At 30.7% G+C, this 17,561-nt stretch carries 16 protein-coding genes; 3 read left to right on the top strand and 13 right to left on the bottom strand.

Translation table 11 applies throughout. From position 1 onward, the window contains the following. The first annotated feature begins 154 nt into the window (after positions 1–154). Complete coding sequence (locus tag ACUBP5_RS02600; protein WP_482168097.1) at positions 155–1,420, top strand: citrate synthase; 1,266 nt, start codon at positions 155–157, stop codon at positions 1,418–1,420. An 80-nt stretch (positions 1,421–1,500) separates the two neighbouring features. Here the strand turns inward: ACUBP5_RS02600 and ACUBP5_RS02595 are convergent, their stop codons facing one another. The 5 genes from ACUBP5_RS02595 to idi form a co-directional block, all read right to left on the bottom strand. Next, a complete protein-coding gene (locus ACUBP5_RS02595; RefSeq protein ID WP_482168096.1) occupies positions 1,501–1,698 on the bottom strand; it encodes a hypothetical protein in 198 nt (65 codons plus the stop codon). Positions 1,699–1,914: 216 nt separating this feature from the next. Further along, a complete protein-coding gene (locus ACUBP5_RS02590; RefSeq protein ID WP_482168095.1) occupies positions 1,915–2,103 on the bottom strand; it encodes a hypothetical protein in 189 nt (62 codons plus the stop codon). A 51-nt stretch (positions 2,104–2,154) separates the two neighbouring features. Beyond that, a complete protein-coding gene (locus ACUBP5_RS02585) occupies positions 2,155–2,397 on the bottom strand; it encodes a hypothetical protein (protein WP_482168094.1) in 243 nt (80 codons plus the stop codon). Between the two features lie 345 nt (positions 2,398–2,742). Continuing rightward, complete coding sequence (locus ACUBP5_RS02580) at positions 2,743–2,907, bottom strand: TRAM domain-containing protein (RefSeq protein WP_482168093.1); 165 nt, start codon at positions 2,905–2,907, stop codon at positions 2,743–2,745. Between the two features lie 132 nt (positions 2,908–3,039). Then, entirely contained in the window at positions 3,040–3,564 is a 525-nt protein-coding gene (idi, locus tag ACUBP5_RS02575; RefSeq protein WP_482168092.1) for an isopentenyl-diphosphate Delta-isomerase, read from the bottom strand. Positions 3,565–3,629: 65 nt separating this feature from the next. Between idi and ACUBP5_RS02570 the strand changes: the two genes are divergently transcribed. Next, the gene (locus ACUBP5_RS02570) at positions 3,630–4,865 is read left to right on the top strand and encodes a cation:proton antiporter (protein ID WP_482168091.1); all 1,236 of its coding nucleotides are present in this window, start codon (positions 3,630–3,632) and stop codon (positions 4,863–4,865) included. Positions 4,866–5,006: 141 nt separating this feature from the next. On the opposite strand, the gene htpG is transcribed toward ACUBP5_RS02570, so the two are convergent. The 5 genes from htpG to ACUBP5_RS02545 all read right to left on the bottom strand — a co-directional run bounded on the left by htpG (position 5,007) and on the right by ACUBP5_RS02545 (position 12,506). Then, a complete protein-coding gene (gene htpG, locus ACUBP5_RS02565; RefSeq protein ID WP_482168090.1) occupies positions 5,007–6,884 on the bottom strand; it encodes a molecular chaperone HtpG in 1,878 nt (625 codons plus the stop codon). Positions 6,885–6,970: 86 nt separating this feature from the next. Next, the gene (miaA, locus tag ACUBP5_RS02560) at positions 6,971–7,888 is read right to left on the bottom strand and encodes a tRNA (adenosine(37)-N6)-dimethylallyltransferase MiaA (RefSeq protein WP_482168089.1); all 918 of its coding nucleotides are present in this window, start codon (positions 7,886–7,888) and stop codon (positions 6,971–6,973) included. Between the two features lie 279 nt (positions 7,889–8,167). After that, positions 8,168–9,229: a chorismate synthase gene (gene aroC / locus ACUBP5_RS02555; RefSeq protein ID WP_482168088.1), complete on the bottom strand. Its 1,062-nt coding sequence runs from the start codon at positions 9,227–9,229 to the stop codon at positions 8,168–8,170. 86 nt (positions 9,230–9,315) lie between these two features. Next, on the bottom strand, positions 9,316–10,998 hold the full coding sequence (locus ACUBP5_RS02550) for a DEAD/DEAH box helicase (RefSeq protein WP_482168087.1): 1,683 nt from the start codon (positions 10,996–10,998) through the stop codon (positions 9,316–9,318). A gap of 152 nt (positions 10,999–11,150) precedes the next feature. Next, complete coding sequence (locus ACUBP5_RS02545) at positions 11,151–12,506, bottom strand: MATE family efflux transporter (RefSeq protein WP_482168086.1); 1,356 nt, start codon at positions 12,504–12,506, stop codon at positions 11,151–11,153. Positions 12,507–12,878: 372 nt separating this feature from the next. Here ACUBP5_RS02545 and prmC point away from each other — a divergent pair, with 372 nt between their 5' ends. Next, the gene (prmC, locus tag ACUBP5_RS02540) at positions 12,879–13,751 is read left to right on the top strand and encodes a peptide chain release factor N(5)-glutamine methyltransferase (RefSeq protein ID WP_482168085.1); all 873 of its coding nucleotides are present in this window, start codon (positions 12,879–12,881) and stop codon (positions 13,749–13,751) included. Positions 13,752–14,019: 268 nt separating this feature from the next. Here prmC and ACUBP5_RS02535 read toward each other — a convergent pair whose 3' ends face one another. From ACUBP5_RS02535 to rpsO, 3 genes are all read right to left on the bottom strand, one after another. Then, positions 14,020–14,895 (bottom strand): sigma-70 family RNA polymerase sigma factor, encoded by an 876-nt coding sequence (locus tag ACUBP5_RS02535; RefSeq protein ID WP_482168084.1) that lies wholly within the window; start codon positions 14,893–14,895, stop codon positions 14,020–14,022. A gap of 79 nt (positions 14,896–14,974) precedes the next feature. Then, on the bottom strand, positions 14,975–17,107 hold the full coding sequence (gene pnp / locus ACUBP5_RS02530) for a polyribonucleotide nucleotidyltransferase (RefSeq protein ID WP_482168083.1): 2,133 nt from the start codon (positions 17,105–17,107) through the stop codon (positions 14,975–14,977). An 84-nt stretch (positions 17,108–17,191) separates the two neighbouring features. After that, the gene (gene rpsO, locus ACUBP5_RS02525) at positions 17,192–17,461 is read right to left on the bottom strand and encodes a 30S ribosomal protein S15 (RefSeq protein WP_482168082.1); all 270 of its coding nucleotides are present in this window, start codon (positions 17,459–17,461) and stop codon (positions 17,192–17,194) included. Between the last annotated feature and the right edge of the window lie 100 nt (positions 17,462–17,561).

Genomic DNA, 17,561 nt, shown 5'->3' with positions numbered 1-17,561 from the left:
ACCTAAATTCCTAATGTATGTGGTAACTTAGAAATGTATATCGTAGACATATCAGGGAACAACTATAAAATATAGCATAAAATTCTAGTAAAAAAATAATTTTATCTAAAAAAGATATATAAATTTATAGTTTATAAGAAATAAGTTTTTAATCATGCAGCAAAACTCTATTATTTCTATTGAAGGCAAGAATTATAATCTGCCTATTATTGAAGGAAGTTTAGGCGACAAGGCTTTAGATATTAATCGTCTTCGCGTTGAAACAGGCTATATTACTTTAGATTCTGGGTTTAGAAATACTGGTTCTACAAAAAGTGCTATTACCTTTCTTGACGGAGAAAAAGGGGAATTGCTATATAGGGGGTATCCTATAGAAGAACTAGCGGAAAAATGCACTTTCTTAGATGTTTGTCATTTATTAATTCAAGGGGAATTGCCTACTGTAGAACAGGCAAAAAAATTTCAGTTAGAAATTGCTAAATTTCAATTAGTTAACGAAGAACTTTTTAAGATCTTAGATGGATTTCCACGTTCCGCTCACCCTATGGGAATACTTTGTTCACTTACTTGCGCTTTAACTGCCTTTAACCCCGATGAGATAAATATTCATTGTAGCGAAGAACTCGAAAAATCTTTATTAAAATTGTTAGCGAAGTTCCCAGTACTCGCTGCCTGGACTTATAGAAAACGCCAGGGCCTTATTCATACATATCCTGATAATCAACTAGATTATTCTTCAAATTTGTTGAAAATGCTCTTTTCTCTACCTACAGAGACTTATGAAATTAACCCTATTATTAGTAAGGCACTAGATAAACTTTTAATTCTTCATGCTGATCATGAACAAAACTGCTCGACCTCTACTGTACGTTTGGTAGGTTCGGCACAGGCAGGTTTGTTTGCTTCGGTATCTTCTGGAGTAAGCGCTTTATGGGGACGCTTACACGGAGGAGCTAATCAAGCAGTTATAGAAATGCTTGAAATCATTTCTAAAGATGGAGGTAACTTAAAAAAATGGATTGAAAAAGCTAAGAATAAAAACGATCCTTTTCGAATGATGGGATTTGGACATAGAATTTATCGGAATTTTGATCCACGTGCAAAAATCATCAAGAAATATACTAAAGAAGTTCTTAATCAATTAGGCATTAATGATCCATTATTAGACTTAGCTATGAAACTAGAGGATATTGCTTTAAAAGATGATTATTTTATTGAACGTAAACTCTATCCAAATGTAGATTTTTATTCAGGAATCATTTACCGAGCTATGGGAATCCCTAATGAAATGTTTACTGTAATGTTCGCTATAGGCAGATTACCTGGATGGATAGCCCACTGGAAAGAAATGCGACTTAACATTGAACCTATAGGAAGGCCAAGGCAAATTTATATTGGTCATACTAGAAGAACCACTTAGTATAAACTATTTCTTATAAAAAGGTTATAATCCCTATTTTTTTTTTATAACTCATTTAGGGAAACTTTATAAAGAAATAGTTAATTATTTGTTTCTAATAATACCACATTTTCTATATACTGTGTATTAGGGAATATATCTATAGGTTGTATTTTTACTATTTTATGAAAATCCTTGATGAAAGCTGTATCTCTAGCCTGAGTAGCTGATTTACAACCAATATATATGATCTTTTTTGGCATAATTTTTAGTATTTGTTCAATGACTTTTCTATGCATACCCTTTAAGGGGCGGATTTGTAATAATTAAATGAGGGTTACCATGTTGAGAAACAAAATCATAATTAAAAATATCTTTTATATCCCCATAAAAAAAATGACAATTTTTAATATTGTTGAGTGCTGCATTTTCTTTATACTTATCAATGGCTTAAGGCACTTCTTCAATACCTATAACTCTTTTAGCATTTGCGGTAATAAACTGAGCTATAGCTCCTATCCCGGTATAAAAAAAACAATTTCCTCACCATTTAACTTAGTATAATCTCTTACTATTTCGAATAGCCGTAAGGCTTGACTTGAATGAATTTGGGGAAAAGACTTAGCATCTATTTTAAAACATATATGTCCAAGAATCTCATATGAATAAGATGAACGACCGTAAAACAGTGCATTTAAGATCATAAATAGCATCACTAGGCTTATCGTTAACAACATATAATAAGGAACTTAATATTAGGAAATTTTTGTTTTAAAAAAACAAAGTAATGCTTCGCGTTTTTCTTTATTCTCATTAAGAAATTGCAACAATGTCATAACTTCACCTATAGATGTATGATGAATCATAAGATTTTTTAAGAACCCTTTTTTCTTAAAATTATAAAAAGACAATTGCGCTTGCATAGTATAATATTTAACTGCCTTCCTAATTTCTTCGGAAACTTTGGCATGTAAATGACATTCTTTTAGATCAAGCACTTTATCCCATCTACCGTTAATATGGGGACCTAATGAACGTTTATCAAAAATATTTATGCCATCCTTTTAACTTTTTTCTCTGGACTTAGCCAGTGTACAGCAAAGAAAGAAAATTCCATTTTATTGCGATAACCATAGTGATCCTGAGAAACTAAAACAGGTAAAACTTTAGGATAATTAAACCCTGCAATACGTTTAAAATGATCATTAACTTGCTTTTGTTTGAAAAATAACTGAGTTGTATACTTTAAATATTGCCATTTACAATCACCACATATGCCAAAATGGATGCATTTTGATGTTATACGCTCTTGAGATAATTTATGAAAACATAAAACTAATCCTTCATAAAAACGGTTTTTTTTGGACTTCTACATCGATAATATCGCCTGGAACAGTATTTTTTACAAAGATCACATAATGATCTTTTGTTTTACCTATATATCTTCTTCCATCATAAGCTATATTTGTCAATGGAATTTTATAAAATATTTTTTTAATATTTTTCACTTTTGTTATAAGACTATATTTTTACTAAAAAAATATGTTCACAATAATAATATATGATTTTTACCGTTTTTATAAGAGTCCTTATTATTTAAATAAAGAATAGAGATATGCTTTGTTATAATTTCTATAGGTTTACATAATTAATTCCTTTATATATTTCTCTAAAATAATTTTAAGCCATACCGTATAATTGTTAGGGAATATCTTAACTGATTTTTGCAGTTCATATATATCAATCCATTTCCAGGCAGCAACTTCATGGTCATTTAATGCAGGAACATCGTTATAATTCCCAATAAAAACATGATCAAATTCATGTTCTATAATCCCATTTCCAAAAATAGCTTTATAGGTAAAGCAAAATTTCTTATACAAGAGACAATCAAAACCCATTTCCTCTTTTAATCGTCGGTGAACTGCTGTTTTAGTATTTTCCCCCTTATGTGGATGACTACAAGTAGTATTGGTCCATAGCAAAGCTGAATGGTATTTTTTAAAAGCACGTTGTTGTATCATTAAATGACCTTTATCATTAAAAATAAATACAGAAACAGCCCTGTGTAACCTCCCCATTTTATGGGCTTGGAATTTTTCCATAAAGCCAATAAGCTGATCATTAATATCTACTAATATAACTTGTTCTTGATCTTTTATCATATAAGATTTTAGTTATTCAAATGTAACTAATATGGGTTAATTTCGTTATTCTATAATACGATTATATGAATTACAGCACATTGATATCTATCTTCTGTTTACTTATCATTGCTTCGTATCTTTTTGATATGGTAGCGCGGAAAACTAAGTTTCCTTCGGTGATTTTATTGATATTATCAGGTATGATTCTTAAAGCTTTAGCTAAATCTTTTAATTATGAAGTTCCAGAACCTTTTATGAAAGAAATTTTACCCATTCTAGGGAATATAGGCTTAATATTAATAGTTCTTGAAAGCGCTCTTGAATTAAAAATAACTTCTAAAAAAAGAGGACTTATCCTACGAAGTCTTTTAGCAGCTTTAATAATCTTGATTTTAACTTCTTTAATTATAGCATATGCTTTTTACTTATTTTCAGACTATAAAGTTCCTTTTCTAGTATGCATACAACATTCTGTGCCTTTTGGAGTCATTAGCAGCGCAGTGGCTATTCCGAGTGTAAGCGTTTTAAAAAGATCAAAAAAAGAATTCATTATCTATGAATCAACTTTTTCAGATATCTGGGGAATAATTATATTTAATTTTATTCTTAGTAATGATAGTATAAATATTAGTTCCCTTGGACAACTAGGATTAGATATTTTTCTGGTATTTATCGCATCATTAGTAATAACTTATCTTTTACTAAAGTTAATAGATAGAATTAACCATCATGTAAAATTTTTTCTTATTCTTTCAATTCTTGTTCTTACCTCCCTTATAGGGAAATATTATCATTTACCTACTTTAATCATTATATTTTTCTTTGGATTATTCCTAAAAAATACCCAACGGGTTATTCCTCATAATATAAGGAGATATATACCTATTGAAAAGGCACAAGAGGATTTACAGCAATTTTTTGTATTAACCGCTGAAAGCGCTTTTTTAATTCGTACTTTTTTCTTTTTATTTTTTGGTTTTTCAATTAATCTTGAACGACTTACTCATTTAGATGCCTACTTATATGGTAGCGCTATTTTATTGATTATTTTTGCTACTAGAGGGCTTTATCTAATTTTTACACAACGTTTCGAAATAACACCAGAATTCTTTATATCTCCAAGAGGATTAATTAGTATTTTATTGTTTTTACAATTTTACGAACATTTAAATACTCGTAATCATCTTGATTTTTTACTAGTAAAAGAAAATACTTTATTGATCGTTATTTTGGGATCTATGTTGATAATGATGATAGGTATCGTAAGATTTAGGAGAAATAAAAAGGAGAATACATCCCAACCATCTTCACACGATTAAGTTATCAGATTTAAATATATCAATCCATTTAAACGTAAGTGTTAACTTTTAATAAGTGGAAAATTTTAGTTTTTCTTAGTTTAAGATAAGAATTACTACAAAAGGCCTTTTTAGGCCTTTTGTAGTAATTCTTATCTTAAACTAAGAAAGCATTTGTTCAAATGAACGTAAAATAAATTTGTTTAAAGCTTCTCCATGAAGTAAATTTTGGGAAATCATAGCGAGTTCAAGAGCGTTATTAATCATCTTTTTTCTATTATTATGATCTTTTTGATCTAATATTTTTATGATTAGCTTATGATTAGTGTTAACGATTAGATTATATAACTTAGGAAGTTCACTCATCCCTAGCGTTCCGCCGCCTGTTTGACTCATCTCTTTCATACGACGCATGAACTCTGGAATGGTAATAATAAAAGGAGTATCATCGCTAGATAAATTTTCCAATACTAGAGTGAATTTATTTTGATCTATATTTTCTTCAAGAAGTTTTTTAAGATCTTCTTTTTCATTTTCAGAAAGTTTTGATGAAGTGTTTTCTTCTTTTTTAATCAGCTTATCTATAGAGTCTGAATCTACACGAACAAAAGAAATATCTTTATGTGTTCTTTCTAATTTTTGAATCAAATGTGGAATTAATGGACTGTTTAAGACCAAAATTTCATATCCTTTAGCCTTAGCACTTTGAATATAGCTGTATTGCGCTTCTTTATTTGAAGCGTATAAATATATAAGCTTATTATCTTTATCTCTTTGAGAAGATTTAATTTTTTCAGTAAACTCATCAAAAGTGAAATAATGACTATCCACACTAGGATACAAAGCAAATTTTTGAGCTTTTTCAAAAAATTTATCTTCACTTAGCATTCCATATTGTATGATGATCTTACTATCTTCCCATTTTTCTTCAAAATCTTTACGATCATTCTTAAAAAGATTTTCTAATTTGTCAGCTACTTTACGAGTTATATAACTTGATATTTTTTTTACCGCAGCATCCGCCTGTAAATAAGATCTGGATACATTTAAGGGAATGTCTGGAGAGTCTATAACGCCACGGAGCAAATGTAAAAATTCCGGAACTATACCTTCTACATTATCTGTTACAAAAACTTGATTTTGATAAAGTTGAATTTTATCTTTTTGAATCTCAATTTGGTTTTTCAATCTTGGAAAATAAAGAATTCCCGTTAGATGAAAAGGATGATCTATATTTAGATGAATCCAAAATAAAGGATCCTCAAATTGCATAGGATAAAGAGAACGATAGAAATTTTTATAATCTTCCTGTTTTAGTTCAGCTGGTTTTTTAATCCAAGCAGGCATAGGATCATTAATGATATGATCTACCTTTATTTTTTCTTCTTTATTATCCTCTATTTTTTTTGTTTCTTCTCTTTCACCAAATTTAATAGGTACGGGCATGAATTTACAATACTTATTAAGTAACTCTTGAATTCGATACTCTTGGGTAAATTCTTTACTATCTTGATTAAGATGCAAAATCACTTCAGTACCACGTTCTTTTTTATCGATAGTTTCCTTGAGTGTAAATTCTGGAGAACCATCGCAACTCCAATATACTGGAGAACTTTTTTTATAAGATTTACTTAAAATTTCTACTTTGTTAGATACCATAAAAGCTGAATAAAAGCCAAGACCAAAATGTCCAATAATACCTTGTGTTTTATCGCTTTTATCTTTATATTTTTCGACAAATTCTTCAGCTCCAGAAAAAGCTATTTGATTGATATATTTTTCTATTTCCTCCCCTGTCATTCCTATTCCCTGATCGATGATATGCAAAGTATTCCTTTCTTTATCGATTTTAATTTCGATTTTTAAATCCTCTGTACATTCACTAGCCTCTCCTATTTGAGCAAGGGTTTTAAGTTTAAGAGTGGCATCTGTAGCGTTAGAGATAAGTTCTCTCAAAAAAATTTCATGATCTGAATAAAGAAATTTTTTGATAATTGGGAATATATTCTCCGCTGTAACATTAATAGTTCCACTAGCCATATTTATAATTTTTTGTTTTTATATCCTTTAAAGAAATTAACAAAGGTTATACCATATATAAAGTATAAGATACTATGTCAAAATTATTAATAATTTTTTCTCTCTTTAAGATTTTTAATAATAAAAGCTAAAATTTTATCATCTTCTCCAGGAGAAAACCAGTTTATTTGTTGATCTTTTCGATACCATGTAAGCTGTCTTTTAGCGTAGCGACGGGTATTTTTTTTAATCTCCTCAACTGTATTTTCCATTGTATTTAACCCCTCTAGATAAGCAAATAGTTCTTTATAACCCACAGTTTGTAAGGCATTTAAATGTTTATAAGGATGATATTTTTTAGCCTCTTCCAAAAATCCTTGTTCAAGCATTTTATCTACACGTCTATTAATTTGTAAGTAAAGTTGTTCACGAGGTATATGTAATCCAATCTTTATTATGCGAAAATCGCGTTTGATCTTTAGTCCCTTAATAAAGGATGAGAATATCTGATCACTCGAGCGAATTACGCTAAGAGCTCTAATAATTCTATGAGGATTATTGATATCTATTTGTTGATAATAAAATGGATCTAATCTCTCAAGTTCTATTTGCAGAGGTCTAAGTCCTTCTTTTTTAAGAATTTCATGTAATGCCTTTGTAATTTCTACAGGCACCCTTGGAAAGATATCTAACCCTTTAGTAAGCGCTCTCTCATAAAGCCCAGATCCACCTACCATGATAACTTCTGAATATCGAATAAAGAGTTTTTCTAATTTTTTTAAAGCATCCACCTGGAAATCCCCAGCTGTATATTTTTGATGAATGCTTAAATGTCCAATAAAATGATGTTTAATTTTCTTAAGACTATCTCTATTTGGAGGACATGCTCCTATTTTAAGTTCTCTGTAAAATTGTCGAGCATCACAAGATATAATCTCACTGGCTATATTTTTAGCTAGGACTAAAGAAGTAGCGGTCTTTCCAATAGCAGTAGGACCTATAATTGCAATAAGTGTTCGGGACATCCCTATTATTTATAAATCCTCAAATTATTTAGATGAAATTTACTTTTATATTTTACTATTAAAGACCTTTAATCTCTTTCCATAGCAAAAAAATATTAATATGAAATCTATACATTCTTTATAAGGGGAATCTAAAAGACTTTTACCTTTAGGTATATAATAAAATACTTTATAACATGCCATCTATAAGTTTTTAGATCATATAGTTATAGGTCTTATTAAGAAATAAGATTAACTATGTATCCCCCCCCCCTCCTCTATATAAAAACTCTTAATATATTAAATTCTAGAAATTTTATTAAAAAGCCAGTAATCTGCTAGTACAAGAGCTGCCATAGCTTCTACGATAGGTACAGCTCTAGGTACAACGCAAGGGTCATGTCTGCCTTTCCCTTCAATAAAAACTTTATTCCCATAACGGTTAATACTATTTTGTGAACGCATAATAGTAGCTACGGGTTTAAAAGCTACACGGAAATAAATATCCATTCCATTAGAAATACCTCCTTGTATACCTCCTGAAAAATTTGTAGTGGTTTCTTCACTATGGAAAATATCATTATGCGTAGAACCTCGCATTTGCACTCCATAAAAACCACTACCATATTCAAAGCCCTTAACAGCATTAATAGAAAGCATAGCCTTTCCTAAATCAGCATGAAGTTTATCAAAAACAGGCTCACCTAATCCTGCAGGAACATTTTTAATTATACAACTTATAATGCCCCCTATAGTATCTCCTTCCTTTCTAATTTTTCTGATAAGATTTATCATTTCTGAGGCAATATTAGCATCAGGGCAACGTACAGGTGTATCTTCAACACGTGAAAGATCTAATTCTTTATAAGATTTTTTTAAATTAATCTCGCCTACAGAAGAGACAAAAGCACAAATTTGTATATTATTAAGCAGCTGCTTCGCAATGGCACCTGCAACTACCCTAGCAACTGTTTCGCGAGCTGATGAACGTCCTCCTCCCCTATGATCTCTTATACCATACTTTTTATCATAAGTAAAGTCTGCATGTGAAGGGCGATAAGAATCTTTAATATGATTATAATCCTGAGATTTATGATCTTCATTGTAAATGATAAAGCCTATAGAAGTCCCAGTTGTAATACCCTCAAAAATTCCTGATAAAAAATTTACCCTATCAGGTTCTTTACGTTGAGTTACAATATTAGATTGACCTGGACGACGACGATCAAGCTCGCGCTGGATTTGTTGAAAATCTAAATGAATTCCGGCAGGACAACCATCTATAACGCCCCCTATAGCCGATCCATGACTCTCTCCAAAACTAGTAAGCTTAAAAAGCTTTCCAAAAGTATTTCCCGCCATATATAAAAATTCAAAATCTTAAGAAAATGCAGTTTTAATTAAGAATACTTTAATCTTTTAAAAAATCATTACACATACATTTTAGTTCATAGGTTCTTGATTTGCTTCCTGAATAACGTATTCTTTTTTTTTTTGAAGCTTATGGAAGAATCATCTTTATTTTTAAGTTGTGCTGACAGATATTTACCTTGATATACGATTTTATTAAGACTAGATATTACTTTTTGCTGATAATTGCTATCGATTTCAAAAAAAGAATTTTTATCTAAAACTTGAATGTTCCCAATATCTATATTTCGTGTACGAGTAGCCTTATTAATAAGGCTTATAAGGTTAAGTTTAGTTAACCCATCTTTAGTGCCTATGTTAATAGAAACTTTTGAAAAACATAACTTTTCAGAATTACGTTTATGAACTCTACGTTCGGTAGACCTAAAGTCAGGTGATAAATTAATATCTCTAGCATTTTTGTAATAGGAAAGAAAACGGTTAAATTCCACTGAAGCAAACCGTTTAATAAGTTCTTGACGATCAAATCCCGAAAGTTTTTCATAGATAATAGGCAAATAACTCTCTATAGAATGATCATCTACTATCACTTTAGTAGTTTTATTAATAAGATGAAATAACTGTTTTTCGCATATTTCCCGACCTGTAGGTATATTAATATGTTTAAATGTTTTGCCTATTTTTTGCTCTACTTCTTTTAAACGCCTGCGTTCTCTAAATTGTATAATACATATAGATATTCCATGATTCCCAGCACGGCCCGTGCGTCCACTGCGATGTAAATAAGTCTCATTATCGTCAGGAAGATTATAATTAATCACATGTGTTATATTATTTATATCTAATCCTCGGGCAGCTACATCCGTAGCTACGAGTAATTGTAAACGCTTTTCTCTAAATCGCTCCATAACTGTCTCTCTTTGTGCTTGTGAGAGATCTCCATAAAGAACATCGGCATTATAACCATCTCTAATCAAATGATCAGCTACTTCTTTAGTTTCTCTTCGAGTACGACAGAAAACTATACCGTAGATATCTGGATTTATATCAATAATACGTTTAAGAGCTAGATACCTATTTTGGCTATTTACCATATAATAAACATGTCTTACATCATCTGATCCCACATTACGTTTCCCTGTGCTTATTTCGAAAGGATCATTAAGATAGTCATTTGCAATTTTATTCATCTCACTAGACATAGTAGCTGAAAATAACAAAGTCTGTCGTTCAGAAGGGAGTTCATGAATAATATTATCTAATTCCTCCTTAAACCCCATATTGAGCATTTCGTCAGCTTCATCAAGAATTAAATAGCGAATACTAGATAGTTTTATTTTTTTACGCTGAATCAAATCTACTAGCCTTCCGGGAGTGCTGATTATAATTTGTGATCCTTTTTGTAATGCTTTAATTTGAACATCTATGTTAGCTCCTCCATAAATCGGAGTAATTTTAATATAAGAAAGATATTTAGAAAACCGTTGAAAATCTTGTGTAATTTGCAAACATAATTCTCTAGTAGGACAAAGAACAAGAGCTTGAGGCTCACTTTTATCTGGCAATATTTTTTGTATGAGCGGCAACCCAAACGCAGCGGTTTTACCAGTTCCCGTCTGTGCTAATGCAACTAGATCGCCTTGAGAATGTAATAGATAAGGTATCGATTTTTTTTGCACAGCAGTAGGCAATTGAAACCCCAATTCATCAAGAGCACTAATGATTTGAGGGATCAATCCTATTTCGGTGAATTTATTCATAAGTAGTAGTTGGTTTCTAATTCAGACTTAGACTATGTCTGTATGGAAAAAGGTAAATTATATCAAAAGGAGCGCTGTTTTCAGAAGAAAAAATTGAGCATGAATTTAATAAAAAAAAATTACTTTTCAATTAGGTTATTATTTTAAAAGACTTAGATATTTATACATAAACTTCTCAGAAGAGTATTACTTTTATATTTAAAACGCATAATCAATAAAAAAGCAGATAAGGCAAGCCCAATCCCTAACCCAATCCATACACCAAAGGCTCCCATATTTCTTTGAATAGAAAAATACCAAGCTAAAGGTATTGCTACTATCCAATAAACAAAAAAAGTTAACCACATAGGTATTTTTACGTCCTGTAACCCCCTAAGCGCACCTAAAGCTACACTTTGTATACTATCGAAAAACTGTAATAGTGCTGCTACAACAATTAAGTCTGAAACTATACAAGCCGTTTCTATACTCTTTTTTTTAATAAAAATATATGGAAGAAAGTGACGTAAAAGTATAAATATAACTCCGCAAGTGGTCATAAAAATAATACTCATAAAAAAGACTGACCAGCCAGCTTTTTTAAGTTCAATATAATTTTTTAGAGCTTTTTGATTGCCTATGCGTATAGTAGCTGCAACAGAAAAACCTACTGAAAGCATATAAGTGGCTGAGGTTAAGTTCATATTTATTTGATGGGCAGCCAGTTCTTTGGCTCCTGATATCCCTATTATAAAAGAAGCTACCCCAAAGGCACTTACTTCAAAAAACATTTGTAACCCAGAAGGTATCCCCAAAGAGAGTATTTTTTTGAAATATTTTTTTTGAAAAATGATAGGTTTTAATTCTCTATAGTATTCAAGTACTATTGGAGATTTCTTAAGAAGAAATATCATACCAATAAGTAAGACAATACGTGCAATTAGAGTAGAATAAGCTGCTCCGATAATGCCAAACTTTTGTAAGCCACAATAACCATATATAAGTATATAATTTAAAATAATATTAATTAAAACAGATATCCAAGTAACTATCATACCAGGAGTGGTTAAAGAGAGGCCTTCAGAAAATTTACGCAAAAATTCAGCGAGCATCCACGGAATAAGCGATAAGGAGATAATATTTAAAAAAGGACGAGCTTCATAAATGATATCTTTAGGTTGATCTAAAAAGGGAAGAATAGGAATAAACAGACAAATAATCAAATACATCGATAAAGAAAGAAAAAAACTGATAACCAATCCATGGGTTAAAATGATGATACCTTCTCTTTTATTATTTTGGGTATCTACTTCGACGATTAAAGGAGAAAGAGAGGAGGCCATGCCTATACCAAAAACCATGGCTATAAGAAATACTGAGTTAGTTAAAGCTACAGCACCCAAAGCCTTATTCCCAAGTGATCCAACCATAATATTATCGACAATATTCAGACTAATTTGACCTAACTGACCTAAAGCTATGGGAATAATCAAATTTGTATTTTTTTTAATATGAGTTAAAAAATTCATAAATTTTGATCTAATCAAACTAACTAAATTAAATTCTTTAATAGAATACACCCAAAATCTTCTTGAATTCTACTAAAAAATAATAAATTAATTTTCTTGCTTCCTATTTAAAATTATCACTTTTAGCCTGTATATGAGGCTCTAATATAGAGTGCTTATTATAATAAATAAGCAAAAAGTTAGATTAGACATAAAATAGATAAGATAGAGTTATTTTATAAATAAATCTGGATTTTATTTAAGCATAATTACGAACGTTACCATAAATAAAATAATTAAATATTATATATAAATAGTATTATTTATGTATAATTATAATGAAAAAATCTAAAAAATTTATAGAAATGATTTTTTTAACCCTATTTTTATCTAATGAAAAAATCTAAAAAACTTATAGAATGGCAATACATATATAAAGAAGAGCTACAAAAAAATTACCCTGAAATTAGGGAACGTGAACAAATATTTTTTTTAATAGCTATGCATATATTGTCATGTAGTAAGACTAAAGTTCATCTATCTTTAATTGAAAAAAAAGTTATTTCATTTACTCAAAATAAAAAATTTAAATATTTATTAAATGAATTAAAAAATTATAAACCTATACAATATATATTAGGAAGCACATTTTTTTTTAACTTAAATCTTAGATTAAATAAAAATGTGCTAATTCCTCGCCCAGAAACCGAAGAGCTTGTTCATTGGATACTTATGACAACTCCTAGAATATCTAGACTACGCATTTTAGATATAGGTACTGGGAGTGGATGTATAGCTTTAAGTTTGAAAAAAGAACTTCCAGAGTCGGATATATATGCTTTAGATTCCTCTTTAGCAGCACTCAAATGTGCGCAAGAAAACGCTCGGTTGAATAATATATTTGTACATTTTTATCAGATAAATATTTTAGAAAAATTTTCTGAAGAATTGCCTTTATTTGATATCATAGTAAGCAATCCCCCCTACATACGCCCCTGTGAGAAAAAACTAATGGCTAAAAATGTATTAAAATATGAACCTTTAATAGCTCTTTTTGTAACTGAGGAGCAGCCTTTGATTTTTTATGAAAAAATTGCCTGTTGGGGTATAAATAAACTCTCCGAACAAGGAGTACTTTATTTTGAAATCAATCAATATTTACTAAATGAGAGCCTTAGTCTTCTTAAGAAAATAGGATATAAAAATATCGAACTAAAAAACGATTCGCAAGGGACCCCTCGCATGATAAAAGTTCTTTTAAAATAATATTTTTTATCACATTATAAAATAATTATACGTTGATAACGTGTTACTCTATGTTTTATAACTACAATTTTTATCAAAAAATAATAGAGTTTTATAAAAATTTTTCAACAGAAAATTTGATCTTACAAAAAAGACTTACCATATTATTTCATACTCTACTTTAAAGTAATTACTTGAAATCTTTCAGTATAATTCTAATTATATTCTAAAGGAATAATTAAACTACCCTACTATTCTAACCTTTTTTTTATATAAAACTCTAGAAGTTTTATTCACTATATATATCAAGATAAGCTTTTAGGATTCGACTACGAGAACTATGACGAAGCTTTCTACAAGCTTTATCCTTAATTTGACGTACACGCTCTCTAGTAAGATTATGCTCCTGGCCTATTTCTTCTAGAGTGCGAGGCGGCTTACCATCTAAGCCAAAACATTTTTCAGTAATATCCCGTTCACGATATGAAAGATTACTCATAAGTCGTAATATATCAATACGTAAAGACTCTTGAATCAAAGATTCATCAGGACGAGGTGACTCACCATATCGAACTACATCATATAAATTAGAATCTTCTCCTGGGACTAAGGGAGCATCCATAGAGAAATATCTTGAAGAATTTTTTATAGATTCTTTTACATCGTCTTCGTTCATATCTAGCATATCCCCAATTTCCTGTGCCGATGGGGTCCGTTCGTACTTCTGTTCAAGTTGTGCAGAAGTTTTATTTACTTTACTCATTAAAGCACATTTATTCATAGGGAGTCGGACCATTCGAGAACATTCAGCAATAGCTTGCATAATAGATTGACGACACCACCAGACTGCGTATGAAATAAATTTAAACCCCTTGGTAGGGTCAAACCGTTTCGCCGCCTTTATAAGGCCTAAATTTCCCTCATTAATAAGATCTCCAAGACTTAATCCCTGATTCTGATATTGTTTACTAACAGATACTACAAAACGTAAATTAGCTTTTACCAACTTATTTAGAGCTATCTCGTCTCCTTCTTTAATACGTCGGGCGAGTTCTACTTCTTCTTCGGGAGTCAATAAGGACTCTTTCCCAATTTCATGAAGATATTTATCTAACGAAGGTGTTTCTCGATTAGTAACTTGTTTAGTAATTTTAAGCTGTCTCATAAAATGATATTATTCAATAAAAACTTAATACTAAGATAATAAGAAATTTCACTGGAAAAATGCGTAAAAAATATTAAACTTATTTATGTTCTCTAGAACGAGATAAAAGTACTTTTCTAGATATTTTCATTTTGCCGTTTCGTTCGTCTATACCCATAAGTTTAACTTGTATTTTGTCCCCTATTTTTAGAACATCTTCAACTTTGTTGAGATGTTCCCAATTAATTTCTGAAATGTGAAGCAAATAGTCTTTTCCAGGAACTATTTCAACAAACGCACCAAATTCCTTAATTGATTTAACCTTTGCTTCATATATTCCTCCTATCTCAGGAATAAAAGTAATATCTTTAATACGCTGTAGTGCTTGATATATTTTTTTCTGATCCTTACCTAAAATTTCTACAATTCCTAATGCTCCTTTCTCTTCAATGGCAATTATAGTGTCAGTATCTGTCTGAATTTCTTGTATAATCTTCCCTCCAGGGCCAATAACTGCACCTATAAATTCTTTTGGAATAGTAATAAGGTCCATTTTAGGAGCATTGGGCTTTATAGACGTTCTAGATTGAGATAGAGTTTTTAGCATTTCTTTTAAAATATGTATGCGTCCATGATAAGCTTGCATCAATGCCTTCTTTAGTACTTCAAAAGAAATGCCCTCTATTTTAATGTCCATTTGACACGCAGTAATTCCTTTCTCCGTTCCTGCAATTTTAAAATCCATATCACCAATGTAGTCTTCATCGCCCAAAATATCTGAAAGAATTACCTCTTTATTCGTTTTTTTATCTATAATTAACCCCATAGCAATACCTGAAACTGGACTTGTAATGGATATTCCTGAATCCATAAGCGCAAGAGTTCCAGCGCAAATCGTTGCCATAGAAGAAGATCCATTAGATTCAAGAATATCAGATACTACACGAATAGTGTAAGGCGTATTTGAGGGAATACTATTTTTTAGTGCACGCTGTGCTAAATTCCCATGCCCAATCTCACGACGCGAGATGCCTTTCAAAGGTCTAACTTCTCCGGTAGAAAAAGGAGGGAAATTATAATGTAAATAGAATTTTTCCTGTTCAGCTTTAATAGCATTATCTATACGATTAGCGTCTATAGAAGAGCCTAACGTGACTGTAGCGAGTGATTGAGTTTCACCCCTTGTAAATAAAGCTGATCCATGTACACCGGGAAGATAATCTACGTGAATACATATAGGACGAATTTGTGTTGAAGAACGCCCATCCAAACGTAAGTTTTCATCAATTAATAATCTACGAATGGCCTCTTTTTTAACATCAGCGTAGTAATAGGAAATTATACTTTCTTTTCCTTTATAATCTTCTTCAGAAAATAAATTTTTTACTTCATTAAAAATTTCCTCATAACATTCAGAACGTCTTTTTTTATCAACATAAGATTTTGAAGCTTTATAAAGTTTATCATAAAATCTTGTATGAATCTTTTTATAAATTTCAGAATCTTGCTTATTGGGAGTATAATTTCTTCTCAAGAAGGATCCTTTAATCTTTGAAACTAAACGTATTTGAGCCTCTATCTGTCTTTTTATAGCCCAATGTGCTAATTCTATAGCTTTTAACATTTCTTCTTCAGAAATCTCTCTCATTTCGCCTTCTACCATAATAATAGACTCTTCAGAGCCACCTATGATCATATCTATATCTGCTCTCAGAATTTGGGTTAAACTAGGATTAATAATAAACTTTCCTTCTAAACGTATAATACGAACCTCAGATATTGGGCCATTAAATGGGATATCTGAAATAGAAATTGCAGCTGAAGCGGCTAAAGCAGCTAAACTATCAGGAAGAACTTGATCGTCATAAGAAAGTAAAGAAATCATCACCTGAACTTCTGAATGGAAATCCTTTGGAAACATAGGACGCAACACACGATCTACAATGCGCATAGTCAAGACTTCTTCATCTGAAGGACGCCCTTCTCGTTTTATAAAACCGCCAGGAATCTTGCCTCCAGCAGAATATTTTTCTCTGTAGTCAACAGTGAGAGGTAAAAAATCTATTCTTTCTTTTACTTCTCTAGCTGCTACAACCGTTGCTAAAAGCATAGTATCTCCCATTCTTACCACTACAGCTCCATCAGCTTGTCTAGCAAGAAGACCTGTCTCTATGCTGATATCACGTTGATTTTCCAGAACTATTTTTTCTGAAAAAATATTTGATGACCTCATTATAATATATTTTTATCTGCTAACTAAAATGGGGACTTCCTATTGCCCCCATTTTTTTTGCTGCTCAAAATTAAGATACTTCGACTATTTTCTTATGCCTAACTCTTTTATAAGATTACGATAATTATCTATACCCACATTTTTAATATAGTTGATCAATCTACGACGTTTACCTACCATATTAAGAAGTGCCTTTTGAGTGTGGAGATCTTTTTTATGATTTTTGAGATGTTCTGTAAGATATTTTATACGATACGTTAAAAGAGCAACCTGCCCCTCAGCAGAACCTGTATTATGAGGCGATTGGCTAAATTTCTCAAAAATTTCTTTTTTTTTACTAGTTATTAAATTCATAAAGTCTTCGATAAATTGAAGCTTATTGATTAAGACATATGGAGGCCAAGTTATAAAAAAAAAATAATATGAAACTATACGTTTACTATATATGTTCTAA

This window comes from Candidatus Insignibacter tubulum (assembly GCF_056790205.1).
The sequence above is the reverse complement of the archived record's forward strand: the minus strand, read 5'-3'. Positions and strand labels throughout refer to the sequence as shown.